The organism is Geomonas ferrireducens, assembly GCF_004917065.1.
GTDB lineage: Bacteria > Desulfobacterota > Desulfuromonadia > Geobacterales > Geobacteraceae > Geomonas > Geomonas ferrireducens.
The window spans coordinates 913,798-926,957 of the sequence record NZ_SSYA01000001.1; the positions used below are offsets into that span (position 1 = coordinate 913,798).

A 13,160-nucleotide genomic window follows, 5' to 3' on the forward strand; every position below is an offset into this window, starting at 1 on the left:
CCCGCACAAGGAGTTCTAATGGAAAAGAACGGGCGGCGAGGCTCATTTACGAAAAAAGGCGGGTTCACAGGAACCCGCCTTTTCAGCACAGCGATATGTACGGTCTTTTAGGAAATGAGAGAAGCGAGCTCGTCGCCGAAGGCCTCGCGCTGCCAGCGCTTCAAAAGCGCGTTCTGCGAGGAGCCGGGCTCGGCCAGGGCCTCCAGCAGCGTGTTGTTAGCGACAAGACCGACGCCGAGCCCGAGCTGGGCCGACTTCGCCTCGCGCCAGACCTTGAGCCGTTTCACCTTTTCATCCTGGATCCGGTCCAGCACCGGACGACGCGACTGCTGGACCTGGGGGAGCTTATCCTGCGGCACCGCGAGACCGGCGGCGACCGCCTGCAGCAGGCCGCGACCCAGACGTTCGATAAGCTTTGAGGACATGCTGTGGATGCCGACCAGCTCGAAGTTGTTCCTCGGCTGCTTCTCCGCCAGCTCGCGCAGCAGGTCGTTGCTCAGAATACGGAATGGAGGGACATCGGCGGTACGCGCCTTCTCGTCGCGGAACTTCAAGAGCTCCTCAAGGACGGCGAGCTCGCGCGGCTTCATCTTGTTGGCCCCCTTGAAGCGCAGACACATAAGCTCCCCCTCGCGCGAAGGAGAACGCACCCCGGCCACCAGCTCCGACTCCTCCTCCACCCAGGTGAGACGCCCCTTGCCGACCAGTTCCTGTTCGAGCTGACGGTAAAGCGGGATGAGGAGAGAGGTGTCCTTCATGGCGTATTCCAGCATCTCCGGCGAGAAGGGACGCTTGCTCCAGTCCGCCTTCTGGTAACGCTTGTCCAACTCCACCCCGAAACGCTTCTTCAGCAGCGCCGCCAGGCCGAACTCGCTCTCGCCCAGGAATTGGCTGGCGATCATGGTGTCGAACAGGTTTACGACCTCGATGCCGAAGTCGCGGTACAGCGAGCGCATGTCGTAGTCAGCGCCGTGGAAGATCTTCTTAATGGCGGGGTTCGCGAAAATGGGGGCAAGTACCCTCACATCGAGGTCGGCCAGCGGATCGATCAGGCGGTTTTCCTGCTCGGAAGAGACCTGGATCAAGCATACCTTCTCGGTGTAGTGGTGCAGCGAGTCAGCCTCGAGATCGAAAGCCAGAACCGTCTCTTTCGCGAGCCGCTCAACGAGTTCATCCAGGGTCTTTTGGTCGGTGATGAGGTCTGCCGCTGCGGGATTTGTAGCTTTATGTCTGTTCTGCAAAAGTCTCCGTCCGTTTCTGCATCTCTATATGCGGTCAAAATGGTTAGCTGGGCAGGATGCCGGCTGGCTGAGCCAGTCGACGCGCCAGCCGCAAAGATTACAACTTTTTCACCTAGTACACAAGTGCCTGAATTTCTTTTTTGTGAAAAAACTTCTCGTCCAGGAGACGGTTTACCGCCCCGGGCCGATCTCGACCAGGGCCTGCACGGTGCGCTCCATCTCCTCTTTCGTCCCGATGCTGATACGCAGGCCGTGGCTGAGCTTCGGGTCGGTGAAGTGCCGCACGAGGATCTTTCTGTCGTAGAGCCCTTGGTAGACGCGGGTGCCGTCTCGGTCGGGGGGGGAGGCAAAGACGTAGTTCCCGCTGGAAGGGATCACGTGGTAGCCGATCTTTTCAAGCTCGGCGGTGAACCAGGCGCGCGTCTCCTTGATCTTTGCGACGCATCCGCGGAAATACTCCTGATCGCTCAGCGCGGCGGCAGCGGCGGTCTGGGCCAGGCGGTCCAGGTTGTAGTGGTCGCGGATCTTGTTGAGCGCAGCGATCACCTCGGGACGGGCGATGGCGAGGCCGAGCCTCATCCCGGCGAGCGAGTAGCTCTTGGAGAAGGTCCGGGTGACCACGACGTTGTCCAGGGAGCGCACGAGCTCGAGCGAGGTCTCCTCGGCGAAATCGGCGTACGCCTCGTCCACGACGAGTACCCCGGAGAGCCGGCCGGCCAGATCCGCTATGTACTTCTGGCTGTAGGTGAAGCCAAGCGGCGCGTTCGGATTGGTGAGGAAAAAGAGCTTCGCGTCGTAGCGCTCCGGAATCCCCTGCGGCTCGAACGCCTCGGAGAGCCCGAAGGTGCGCACCCTAGCGCCCTGGATCTCGGCAAGCGTCCCGTAATAAGAATAGGAGGGATGGATGTAGGCGACCTCTTCACCCTCGCCGGCGAAGGCGCGGATCAGGTTGTTCAGCACCTCATCCGAACCGTTGGCCATGATGATCCATGATGGATCGAATCCGTACAGCCTGCCGGCTTCCTCGCGGGCCATGCGGCTCGCGGCATCCGGGTAGCGGCGCAGCCCCTCGCCGACCTCGGCGTTTATCGCCTCGATCACCCGCGGTGACGGCGGATAGGGGTTCTCGTTCGTGTTGAGCTTGATGTAGGAGGCCGCATCTTCGGGCTGGAAGCCGGGGACATAGCCTGCCATATCTGCGATATTTTTTCGCAGGGCACTCATGGCAACTCCTTTGCTGGCAGATTCAGGGTGTGAATATAACCAAATTTCAACGGGAAAGTCAAAGATCGCCGCGTTTAGTAGCGCTCAAGCTCCCGGTAGAGGGTGGTGCGTCGGACCGGCGTGAAGCCGGCGCCCTTGATCAGTTCGATCATCTGCTGCTGCGACATGCGGAAGCGACATCCCGCCGCGGCGACGACATTCTCCTCGAGCATGGTCCCCCCGACGTCATTCGCGCCGAAGAAGAGGGCGACCTGGGCCATCTTGGCTCCCTGGGTCACCCAGCTTGCCTGGATGTTTTTGATGTTGCGCAGCACGATGCGGGAGAGCGCCAGCACCTTCAGGTATTCAACGCCGCTCGCCGTCTCGCCGCCAAGCTCGGTGTTCCCCGGCTGATAGGTCCAGGGGATGAAGGCGGTGAAACTGCCACCTTCGGCCTGCAGGTCGCGCACCCGGAACAGGTGCTCGACGACGTCCTCGATGCGCTCCTTGCTGCCGAACATCATAGTCGCCGTGGTGGACATCCCGAGTTTCGCCGCCTCGTGCATCACCGTCGCCCATCCCTGCCACCCGATCTTCTTCGGGGAGATCTCGGCGCGCACGCTGTCCACGAGGATCTCGGCGCCGCCGCCCGGGACGGAATCGAGCCCCGCCTCGTTGAGGCGCGCGAGCGTTTCGGGGATGGAGAGTCCGGAGAGCTTGGCGACATGGGTGATCTCCGCGGGAGAGAGCGAGTGGTTCTGCACGCCGGGGAAGCGGCGCTTGATCTCTCGGAAGAGCTTCTCGAAATAGGTGACGTCGAGGGAAGGATGCAGCCCTCCCTGCATCAGGAGCTGGGTGCCCCCCTGGTCCACGAGTTCCTGGATCTTCGCCATGATTTCGCCGTTTTCCAGCAGGTAGGCGTCGGGGGAGTCGGCGTTTCTGTAGAACGCGCAGAACTTGCACTGCGACTCGCAGACGTTGGTGTAATTGACGTTGCGGTCGACCACGAAGCTCACGCACCCATCCGGGTGCATGGTGCGGCGGATAGTGTCGGCGATGCGACCGACGGCAACGAGGTCCCCCTCGGTGAGGCACCAGAGGGCTTCTTCACGGGTCAGTTCGGCGCCGGAGGCTACTTTATCTTTTATGGTTTTGAGCATGGTAAACCTGCCATTTTCTTTCGGCTCGCGAGCAACGGGGTGTGGACCCGGTGGACCTGGTGAGGCAGTGGAGCTGGTGGACCGACCGTGGACGGGGATGCTAGTAAACGCGCAGTTCGCGGTAGAGCGTGTCGCGCTCGACCGGGGTGCGCCCCGCCTTGCGGATCATGGCGACGATAGCGTCGCGGCTCATCGCCTGCGGCGTCTCGGCGCCGGCATCGTGGCCGATGCGTTCCTCTACCACGGTCCCGTCGAGGTCGTTGACGCCGAAGCAGAGCGCGACCTGCGCGATCTTCTCTCCGAGCATGACCCAGTAGGCCTTCACGTTGGCGAAGTTGTCGAGATAGATGCGGCCGACCGCCAGGGTCCGCAGGTCGTCGACGCCGCTCGTGCCGCTTCCGCCGATCTTAAGCTGCGAGTGCTCGGGCTGGAAGGCAAGCGGGATGAAAACCTGGAAGCCGCCGGTTACGTCTTGCAGCTCCCTCAACTGACGCATGTGATCGACGCGGTCGGCAACGCTCTCCAGGTGCCCGTAGAGCATGGTGGCGTTCGACTTCAGCCCTGCCTCGTGCACCTGTTTCATGATCGAGAGCCACTCTGCGCCGCTAATCTTCTCGGGGCAGAGCTGGTTGCGGATTTCCGGGGCGAAGATCTCGGCGCCGCCGCCGGGAAGCGAACCGAGCCCGGCCTCTTTGAGCTTCTCGAGGGTCTGCGGGATGGTGAGCTTGGCAAGGTCGGCAAGGTAAGCGATCTCGACCGCGGTGAAGGCCTTCACGTGGAGGTCGGGGGAGACCGCCTTGATGGTAGCGAGCAGTTCCAGATAGAACTCGAAGGGTAGATCGGGGTGCAGCCCCCCGACTACGTGGATCTCGGTAGCCCCCTGCTGCAGCGCCTCCTCGGCCCGGGCACGCACCTCGTCCATGGACATCAGGTAGGCGCCCTTCTCGCCGGGCCTTCTGAAGAAGGCGCAGAAGCGGCAGCGGTTCACGCAGATGTTGGTGTGGTTGATGTGGCGGTTGACGTTGAAGAAGACCTTGCGGCCGTTGCGCCGCTCGTTCACGGTCTGGGCCAGTTCACCAAGCGCCAAGAGGTCGGGGTACTCAAAGAGAAAGAGCGCCTCGGCTTCGTCGATGCGCACTCCGGAATTTACTTTTTCTGCTATCGCTGCAAAATTCATAGCTGCTTTTTTCCTTTCTTGTCGGACGTCGGACCAGTCGGACCAGTCGGACCAGTCGGACAGTCGGACGGGTTTGAAGGGCCCAGCTCACAAGCCCGCTATGCTTCAGCACCCCAGCGCTTGAAGAGATCGTGCTCGACCTGCACGCTGTCCAGCACCTTCCCCACCACGAAGTCCACCAGATCCTCAAGGCTTTGCGGCTTGTGGTAGAAGCCGGGCATCGCGGGGACGATGCGCACACCCAACCGGGAGAGCTTCAGCATGTGCTCCAGGTGTATCGCGTTGAAGGGGGTCTCACGGGGTACCAGCACGAGCGGGCGCCCCTCCTTGAGCATCACGTCGGCGGCACGCTCGAGCAGGTTGCCCGCGTTGCCGCAACTGATGCGGGAGAGCGTCCCCATGGAACATGGCACCACGATCATGGCATCCGGCGCGGAGGAACCGCTGGCGATGGGGGCGAAAAGGTCATCGCTGGCGTAGTAACGCAGCCCGTCACCCTCATACCCCAGCCAGCCGCGCAACTGTTCCTGCACCTCTGCGGCCGTCCCGCCCCAGGAAAGCCCGCACTCCTCGCGCAGGACGGTGAACCCCGCCGCGGTGAGCAGGACGCTGACCCGGGCACCCCCCTTGAGCAGTTCCTCGACAACCCTAAGCCCGTACACACTGCCGGAGGCACCGGTTATGGCGACGACGAAGTGCCGCTTACTCACAGCGCACCCGCGGTCATCGTGTCCAGCAACGTGGCGAAAAAGAGGGTCACGCTGATGTAACCGTTCATGTTGAAGAAGGCGGCATCGAGACAGGCGAGGTCCCCGCCGCGCAACAGGTAATGCTCATACAGCAGCATTCCGCAGGTGGCGACCACACCGGCCAGGAAGAAATGGCCGAGCCCGAGGTGGGAATAAAGGCCGATCAGGAAAAGACAGGAAACGACATGGAAGATGCGCGAGGTCCAGAGCGACCCGTTGACGCCTAGCCTCGCCGGAATGGAATGCAGCCCGCTTGCGCGGTCGAAGTCCATGTCCTGCAGCGCGTAGAGGATGTCGAAACCGGCCACCCAGAACAGCACGGCGAAGGCAAGCAGGAAGGCGGGGAGATCGGCGCTGCCGCGAATGGCGATCCATGCACCGAGCGGTGCCCCGGCAAGGCAGATGCCCAGGACCACGTGTGCCAGCGAGGTAAAGCGCTTGCAGTACGAGTAGAGCAGGATGAAACCGAGTGCCACCGGTGAAAGGTAGAGGCAGAGCGGGTTCAGCATGCGCGCCGCAAAAAGCATGAGCAGCACGGAAATGGCGATGAAAAAGAGCACGGCGCCGCGCCCCAGAAGGCCCGCCGGAATGGCGCGCCCCGCGGTGCGCGGGTTTCTGCCGTCGATCTCGGCGTCGATCACCCGGTTGAGCCCCATGGCTGCGGTACGCGCCCCGACCATGGCGAGGATGATCCACCCCACCTGGGCCAGCGTCGGCACCCCACGGGCGGCCAGTACGGCACCGGTGAAGGCGAAGGGAAGCGCGAAAATGGTGTGGCTGAACTTTATCATCTCCAGGAAAATTCTTACCCTGGCGTATATCGTCATCTCTACTCCTGCGTGACTGCTCATGAACTACCTTTCCCGCCCGTCGCTGTCGAAGAAGCCGTACTCACGCCACCTCTTCTCCACTCGGGCGCTTATCGATGCGTCCTGCCGTAATTTATCCGATGCAAGCCCCCCTTCCTCCGGAAGCTTGCCTGTCGCGTCGACCCCGAGGCAGCCGTCGGGCGTCACCACCAGGTCGCGCGGAAATTGAACCGAATTCAGCGCCTGCCAAAACCCTTCCGCAAGGGTCAGCTCCCCTTCCGGCCTATCCACGACCACCAGGAGTTTTCCCCGTTTCAGCCATCCCTCGCTGCGCAGCCTCTCCAGGACCCGTCGCCCGTCCCCCGGCGCCTTCTTTTCGATGGCGACGATGGCGCAGCCGTGAAAGATCCCCTCCAAAGGCATGACCAAGTCGACTATCTCGGGACAATCGCGCCGCAAAAGCGGGAGCAGCAGCCGCTCGCCGGCCTTGGCGAGGTAGCAGTCTTCCATGGGCGGAGGTCCGACCACGGTGGCCTGGCAGATGAGATCTTTCCTGTGGGTGATGCAGGTTACCCGCAGCAGCGGGACCTCTTCCCCCGGATCGTATGCGCCGGTGTGGTTCCCGAAAGGCCCCTCGCCCCGGGTCGCGCCCGGCTCGATGACCCCTTCGATCACCATCTCGGCGAAGGCCGGAACCAGGAGATCCGAATCGAGGCAGCGCGACATCTCCACCGGCGCCCCTTCCAGGTAGCCGGCGAAAGTAACCTCGTCCACTCCTTGCGGCAGGGGGAGCGCGGCAGCCAGGGTCAGTGCTGGAGCCGCACCTACCGCGATGGCGACCGGCATGGGTTTGCCGGCATCGAGGTACTTTTGCCAGTGCGCATGCCCACCGCTTCCCGGCTTCCACCGAATCCCCGCGGACCGCTCATCGAAGATGCGAACCCGGTACATGCCGCAGTTGGCGGCGCCGGTGTCGTGGTCGCGCGTGAAGACTAGGGGAAGGGTGATGAAGCGCCCTTGCTCGCCGGGCCAGCTCTTCAGGAAAGGGTAACGTCCCAAGTCCGGTGTACGACAGACCACTTCCTGACAGGAAGGGTGCCGCACCAAACGCGGCGCCGGGGCCAGGTCCGGAGATTCAAGCAGGTGTTCCATCTTGCCGGTCAGTTGGGAGAGGTTCTCAACCTGGAGCGCGAGCGCCATCCGCAGGGGTGAGCCGAAGAGGTTTGTTGCCAGCGGGTGTGAACTTCCCTTCACGCTCTCAAAGAGAAGCGCCTTGCCGCCGTTGGGGAGCTTGCTCTGGCGATCCGTGATGCAGGCGATCTCCAGTTCGGGATCGACCTCCGCATCCACCCGCTGCAGTTCTCCCGCCGCGTCCAGCTCGGCAAGAAAGCCGCGTAAGTCCCTGATGGCCATGCACACTCCGCAAATAACCTGAACTGCAAGTTTTTAACACTTCCACTGGGCGATGACAACGTTTTTCTTCCCCCAGACCAGGGCGCCCAAAGCCTCCCGCGCACCCCCAGTCTCAGTCTCCGGAATGCGCAGCTGTTCATGAGCCTTCGCCCTGGACTTGGGCAGGACGTGCTGCTAGCCAAGTTTAGTACAGCACCCCTCAAAGCTGCGCAAACGCTGCACATCAACTTTTTGAAAATAGCGAGCAAAATTTCTCCAGTTCACACAAATTAATGCCGATAAGTGAACTACATACGACGATTCTTTCACATGAGAAAATTCTGGCACCGTGTATGTAATAGAGGTAGCAACCACGTAAACAGGGGGGGCTTCCATGAACACCTACACCACCACAAACTACACATTCCGCAAAAGCTCATTCAGCGCCAGGACCAGGGCGCTTCTTCTCTCGATTGCCTTGGTGGTCCTCGCCGGCTGCGGCGGTGGCGGAGGCAGCAGCGCCCCTGCAGGTGTCGACACGACTCCGACCGCGCCGAGCAACTCCTACACCATCACGAGCGACGGCTACGGGCTGGTAAAGGCGACTTACCTCTCCTCTAGCAAATCCGATCTCGGCATCGTGTTCCGCGCCGCCATCGCGACGAGCCTCACCGATCCGGACTACAAGACGGTCACCCGCATCGACATCGACCCGGGTGCAGCGATCACGCCGCAGGTGGTGTACTCCTTGGGGAGCGGTGGAGCGGCCCCGGCCTTCCCCGGCAGCGTCTACTTCCTCAACGGGCAACCTTCTACCCTGATCAGAACGATCGGCGGCACGATCAGCTTCACCCGTTACGGCAACAACACCGGGGACAGGGTGAGCGGCAGCTACAACGCGATAATCGAAGACGACAACAACCCGGCCAAGCCTACCTACACGATCGCCGCGAGCTTCGACTTCGTGATCGACAGCTACGGCCCGGCACCGGCCCCTTAACCAAACGTTCACCGCCCCATAAAAAGCCTGATAAACCACCGCCGTCGGCAGCAACACTGCCGACGGCGGTTTCTTTTTGCCCTCCAGCCAGCCCCCTTGATCGAAAGCCGACTCATGAATGAAGCAGGGTGCCACCCGTCGCAGCGGCAAGACAGATGCGCCAACGCATCCGCCCTACCTCTCATTGGAAAAATAACTTTATATTTTTCAAGCAATTTGGTATTGTGGCGCGATTTTGTAGGACATAAGATGGCGGACATCTAAGCACACTCGGAAGTGCCCCTGGAGATCGACGCCGTAACCACTCGACAATATTGGTATAACCAGTTTCCAACTAATCAAAGGAAGGCATGGTTCCATAGCTCACCTAAAGACATAGCTTACTCCGATAACGGCAAACCCGGAGCAATCCGGCGACGCAAAGCCACGGGTCCACTGCAAGCAAGCAGGGGATAGCCGGGCTACCGAAGAGCATCTGGAGTCAGGCCCGCAAGGGAAAGCTGCGCTTTCCCACCGGATAGAGATGCCCGTCTCCATTTATATGCAGACGGGTATTTTTGTATCATAAGTATGAAAGCGTGAAAGCTGGCTTATAAAGTTTTCAACCGATCAAAGGAAGGCATGGTTCCATAGCTCACCTAAAGACATAGCTTACTCCGATAACGGCAAACCCGGAGCAATCCGGCGACGCAAAGCCACGGGTCCACTGCGAGCAGCAAGGGATAGCCGGGCTACCGAAGAGCATCTGGAGTCAGGCCCGCAAGGGAAAGCTGCGCTTTCCCACCGGACAGAGATGCCCGTCTCCATTTTCATATGCAGACGGGTATTTTTGTATCAGAAACATGAAACTCAGCAAATAGCCGTATAAGCGACACTTATGACGAAAACAAAGAAAAACTAATCCGTGCAAAAACAAGAGCACAACGAGCACAACAAGGAGAAGAAATGAAAAGAACCAGTAGGTTATTCGCAGGCGCCGTAGGTTTGATACTGGCGGCAATGCCGCTGTCCGCATGGGCGCAGCCCAAGGTGGCCATCACCATCAAGGCCGAGAAAGAGGTGAGTGTCACCGCCAAGGGGAAACAGGTTAAGAAACGGGTCGCGGCCAAAGGAGTGCAGCCGGGCGAGGAGATCATCTACACCCTCAACTACGTCAACTCCGGTACCGATGCCGCCAAAGACGTGATCATCAGTGATCCGATCCCTGCCGGGACCTCGTACATCCCAGGCAGCGCGAGCGAGACCGGCGACCTCTCATTCTCCATCGACAAGGGGAAAACCTTCAAGAAGCCGACACTGCTCACCTACGAGGTGAAGGGGAGCACCGGGAAACCGGAGAAGAAGGTGGCGTCCCCGGACGATTATACCGATGTGCGCTGGACCATCCCCCAGGTGCCTGCAGGTGGCAAGGGATCGGTCAGCTTTAAGGTAAAAGTGAAATAGTTATCAACGCAGAACGACTAGAGGAAAACAAAACGACAAGTTACGTACAAAGGAGGCATATGACACAAGACTAAACCGAAGCCCCACAGAATCAGCAGAATCAGCAGAATCAGCAGAATCAGCAGTAACAGCAGTAACAGCAGTAACAGCAGTAACAGCAGTAACAGCAGTAACAGCAGGACCTTTTATTTTTTATTGAAATGAAGCAGTACAAAAGGAGATCTTATGAAACGCAACCTTTTTGCCGTCCTGGCGCTCAGCGCCGTGGCGGCAGCCGCCGTTCCCGCCACGGCACTCGCCAACACTTCCGCCGGCGCTAAAGTGGTCAACGTAGTCGAAGTCACCTACAGCGACACCAGCGGCAACAACAAATTCACCGCAGCAGCCTCCACCACCACCACGGTAAACCTGGTGCAGTCGGCACTTAATGCGACCACCGCCCCTTCCAACGGCACGGTAGGCGGCCTTGGCTGCCTTGGCACCGTGGATACCGTGTCCGGCGGTACGGTTTCCGCGATCTACGCCCTTAGCGCAACGGCCAACGGCGCGGACACCTATACCCTCACCATGGGAGACAACACCCCCAGCACCACCGCAAACGTAACAGACATCACCAGGACCTACACCACACTGACCTACAACGGCGGTGTTGAGACGGTTAACCCCGGCTCCAGGATCCTCGGCAGCGCCATCCCGGTCGGCGTGAGCGCGGCTGACACCCTTCTCTTCCCGGGCGGCTCGCTGAGCGGCTTTGAGCAGAACGACATAGTCCTCGTGGAAGTAGCAGAAGGCAGCGGCAAGGTGAAACGCGCCTACAAGGTCCTTGCAGTTACCCCTGGATCACCGGCCACCTACGACAACAACGACGGAGTCACCGGCTACACCACCGGTGCGTTATCCGACGCAAAACCTGAGGTGAAAGGCTCCCTGAAACTGGGTGCTTACGAAAACACCACCGTGACACTCAACGGTTCTACGTTCACCTTCGGCGGCAACAGCATCGCACCGGCCTTCACCACCCCGGCCACCGCTCCCACCATGGGAGTGCCGGTCGGAGAAATGGTGCTGGTAAAGGTCGACGTCAAAGCCAGCGCATCGAGCATTACCAATGATGGTCTGGTCGGCTACACCCTCACTGCCACCAACGGTACTAAGAGCACCGACCTCACCTGCACCGCAAGCTTCTACAAGCGCAGCCAGCTCTCCATCCAGAAACAGGTGCGCAACACCGCCGGCGGCGTTTGGGGCGGGACCGCAACCGGCAACCCGGGTGACATCCTTGAATACAAGATCACCGTCAAGAACATCGGCGGACAGGCAGCGAAGGTCAGCATCAAGGACGCAGTCCCGGCCTACACCACGCTCGTTACCAACGGCAACAACTTCGCAACCATCACCGACTCCCTCGGCAAAAGCGTGACGGTCACCACGGCCGTGGACGCTGAGGGGCAGCCGACTTCCATCAATACCGGCTTCGGCGATGCAGTCCCGACCGATACGAACAGGGCCATAAACTTCTACCTGGGCGATACCTCCAGCCAGTCCGCTGGCGGAACAGTACCTTCCTGCAGCAGCGCCACTGCGGCAACGCAGAGCGAGTGCACGACCAAAGGCGGCACTTGGCTTGATACCTACACCATCCTCTATCAGGTCAAGATCGACTAACCGTCCGGCGTCCCGGCCGCTACGGTGACCGGGACGCCGCAGGAGGCATCCCATGAAGTTTTTCGGCAAGAAGTGGCTGGCGCCTGCGCTGGCCGCTACGGCGGTGTTGTGCGCCCAGGCTGCGTTCGCCAGCACAGCTGCCAATACCGCCATCGTGAACAAGGCGGTCCTTTCCTATAACGGGGGGCTCACCGCCGAGAGCTCGGTCACGGTCAAGGTCGACCTGGTACCGTCGCTCCCCAACGTCACCATCACCAGCGGCAGCGGCGCCTACCAGGGCCCCGATACCCCCGCAATCTCGAACACGGTCACCGTGACCTCGTCCGCGAACGGCCCGGCCGACTACACGGTTACCCCGTCAGTGGCAGCTGCGAGCAACACCACCGGTGCAACCGTTACCGGCGGCACGAGCATCAAACTCGGTGCGACCATCACCGCCGGCACCGGTACCACCACCTCCATCGTGGTCCCGGCCCCGATCGGGGGTGCCATCACCGCCGACGCCGAGGTGAACGGCATCGCCGTGAACGACATCATCGTCTTCACGGTGAACAACCACACCTACACCCCAAAGGTGACGTCGACCCAGTACAACTCGGCCAACAACACCTTCACCATCAACTGGGCCAACACCCAGGCGATCGCCTCTACCGACGTCCTCAGTGCGGGCGTGCAGGTCGGCGAGCGCCAGGAGGTTACCCTCACCGCGAAGCCCGGCACCATCGCCACGCTCGGCCTGGACATCACCACCACGGTGAAGGCGGAGGTCACCGCGACCAACTTCCCGACCAATTCCGCCACCACCGCGCCGGCGGACAAGTGGACCTCCACGCCTCCGACCATCACATTCCAGAAGTACTCCAGGAACGTGTCGTCGCCGGTCACCGGCAGCGGCACCCCGCACTACAACTCCTCCATCGAGGGGAACACCGGCGCGGGCTCGCTTCCCTACTTCACCGGCGGGGTCACCGGGAAACCTGACGACGTGATCGAGTACGTCATCGAGGTGTCCAACAGCGGGGCCAGCACCTTCGACCTCACCACGTGCGCCGTCTCGGACCACATTCCGACCGCCTACGTGACCGATCCGCTGCCGGCCTACACCGGCTCCCGTGCGATCTTCTACATAGACACCAACGCCGCCGCTTCCACCATCGCCGCCGGCGCCGTCGGCGCCAACCAGGCGAGCTACGTAGCAGGCAACTCCCCGAACCTGATCGTCAACGTCGGAGATGGCGCCAACGCCACCACCGCCGGGACCATCCCGAAAGGCAAAGGGATTGCCGTGGCTTACCGCGTGAAGATCAAGTAGGAGCATAAC

11 protein-coding genes and 2 riboswitches are annotated in these 13,160 nt (G+C 61.0%); of the genes, 4 read left to right on the top strand and 7 right to left on the bottom strand.

The features are described from left to right. Window positions 1-107 precede the first annotated feature (107 nt). From E8L22_RS03995 to E8L22_RS04025, 7 genes are all read right to left on the bottom strand, one after another. Window positions 108-1,241: a ribonuclease D gene (locus E8L22_RS03995; RefSeq protein WP_136523947.1), complete on the bottom strand. Its 1,134-nt coding sequence runs from the start codon at window positions 1,239-1,241 to the stop codon at window positions 108-110. Between the two features lie 171 nt (window positions 1,242-1,412). Continuing rightward, on the bottom strand, window positions 1,413-2,465 hold the full coding sequence (gene hisC / locus E8L22_RS04000) for a histidinol-phosphate transaminase (RefSeq protein ID WP_136523948.1): 1,053 nt from the start codon (window positions 2,463-2,465) through the stop codon (window positions 1,413-1,415). Between the two features lie 74 nt (window positions 2,466-2,539). Then, window positions 2,540-3,604, bottom strand: a complete 1,065-nt coding sequence (mqnC, locus tag E8L22_RS04005) for a cyclic dehypoxanthinyl futalosine synthase (RefSeq protein ID WP_136523949.1) — start codon at window positions 3,602-3,604, stop codon at window positions 2,540-2,542. Between the two features lie 100 nt (window positions 3,605-3,704). After that, window positions 3,705-4,781, bottom strand: coding sequence for an aminofutalosine synthase MqnE (gene mqnE, locus E8L22_RS04010; protein ID WP_136523950.1), 1,077 nt, complete (start codon window positions 4,779-4,781; stop codon window positions 3,705-3,707). 98 nt (window positions 4,782-4,879) lie between these two features. Then, window positions 4,880-5,491, bottom strand: coding sequence for a UbiX family flavin prenyltransferase (locus E8L22_RS04015; protein WP_136523951.1), 612 nt, complete (start codon window positions 5,489-5,491; stop codon window positions 4,880-4,882). Beyond that, the gene (locus tag E8L22_RS04020; protein WP_136523952.1) at window positions 5,488-6,357 is read right to left on the bottom strand and encodes a 4-hydroxybenzoate octaprenyltransferase; all 870 of its coding nucleotides are present in this window, start codon (window positions 6,355-6,357) and stop codon (window positions 5,488-5,490) included. The genes E8L22_RS04015 and E8L22_RS04020 overlap by 4 nt, the downstream gene beginning before the upstream one ends. Before the next feature lie 27 nt (window positions 6,358-6,384). Beyond that, window positions 6,385-7,752 carry a UbiD family decarboxylase gene (locus E8L22_RS04025; protein WP_136523953.1) on the bottom strand — a complete coding sequence of 456 codons (1,368 nt, stop codon included), beginning with the start codon at window positions 7,750-7,752 and terminating at the stop codon, window positions 6,385-6,387. A 373-nt stretch (window positions 7,753-8,125) separates the two neighbouring features. On the opposite strand from E8L22_RS04025, the gene E8L22_RS04030 reads away from it, so the two are divergent. The 4 genes from E8L22_RS04030 to E8L22_RS04045 all read left to right on the top strand — a co-directional run bounded on the left by E8L22_RS04030 (window position 8,126) and on the right by E8L22_RS04045 (window position 13,151). Beyond that, complete coding sequence (locus E8L22_RS04030) at window positions 8,126-8,731, top strand: hypothetical protein (RefSeq protein WP_136523954.1); 606 nt, start codon at window positions 8,126-8,128, stop codon at window positions 8,729-8,731. Between the two features lie 383 nt (window positions 8,732-9,114). Then, window positions 9,115-9,200, top strand: a riboswitch (cyclic di-GMP riboswitch). A 185-nt stretch (window positions 9,201-9,385) separates the two neighbouring features. Then, window positions 9,386-9,470, top strand: a riboswitch (cyclic di-GMP riboswitch). Window positions 9,471-9,676: 206 nt separating this feature from the next. Then, window positions 9,677-10,174: a DUF11 domain-containing protein gene (locus tag E8L22_RS04035; protein WP_136523955.1), complete on the top strand. Its 498-nt coding sequence runs from the start codon at window positions 9,677-9,679 to the stop codon at window positions 10,172-10,174. A 225-nt stretch (window positions 10,175-10,399) separates the two neighbouring features. Next, a complete protein-coding gene (locus E8L22_RS04040) occupies window positions 10,400-11,839 on the top strand; it encodes a hypothetical protein (RefSeq protein WP_136523956.1) in 1,440 nt (479 codons plus the stop codon). Between the two features lie 52 nt (window positions 11,840-11,891). Beyond that, the gene (locus tag E8L22_RS04045; RefSeq protein WP_136523957.1) at window positions 11,892-13,151 is read left to right on the top strand and encodes a hypothetical protein; all 1,260 of its coding nucleotides are present in this window, start codon (window positions 11,892-11,894) and stop codon (window positions 13,149-13,151) included. Window positions 13,152-13,160 lie beyond the last annotated feature (9 nt).

Bases quoted from the DNA above. Each gene is read 5' to 3' on its own strand.
- hisC (WP_136523948.1), bottom strand. From the start codon at position 2,465: ATGAGTGCCCTGCGAAAAAATATCGCAGATATGGCAGGCTATGTCCCC.
- mqnC (WP_136523949.1), bottom strand. From the start codon at position 3,604: ATGCTCAAAACCATAAAAGATAAAGTAGCCTCCGGCGCCGAACTGACC.
- mqnE (WP_136523950.1), bottom strand. From the start codon at position 4,781: ATGAATTTTGCAGCGATAGCAGAAAAAGTAAATTCCGGAGTGCGCATC.
- E8L22_RS04020 (WP_136523952.1), bottom strand. From the start codon at position 6,357: ATGACGATATACGCCAGGGTAAGAATTTTCCTGGAGATGATAAAGTTC.
- E8L22_RS04025 (WP_136523953.1), bottom strand. From the start codon at position 7,752: ATGGCCATCAGGGACTTACGCGGCTTTCTTGCCGAGCTGGACGCGGCG.
- E8L22_RS04030 (WP_136523954.1), top strand. From the start codon at position 8,126: ATGAACACCTACACCACCACAAACTACACATTCCGCAAAAGCTCATTC.
- E8L22_RS04035 (WP_136523955.1), top strand. From the start codon at position 9,677: ATGAAAAGAACCAGTAGGTTATTCGCAGGCGCCGTAGGTTTGATACTG.
- E8L22_RS04040 (WP_136523956.1), top strand. From the start codon at position 10,400: ATGAAACGCAACCTTTTTGCCGTCCTGGCGCTCAGCGCCGTGGCGGCA.
- E8L22_RS04045 (WP_136523957.1), top strand. From the start codon at position 11,892: ATGAAGTTTTTCGGCAAGAAGTGGCTGGCGCCTGCGCTGGCCGCTACG.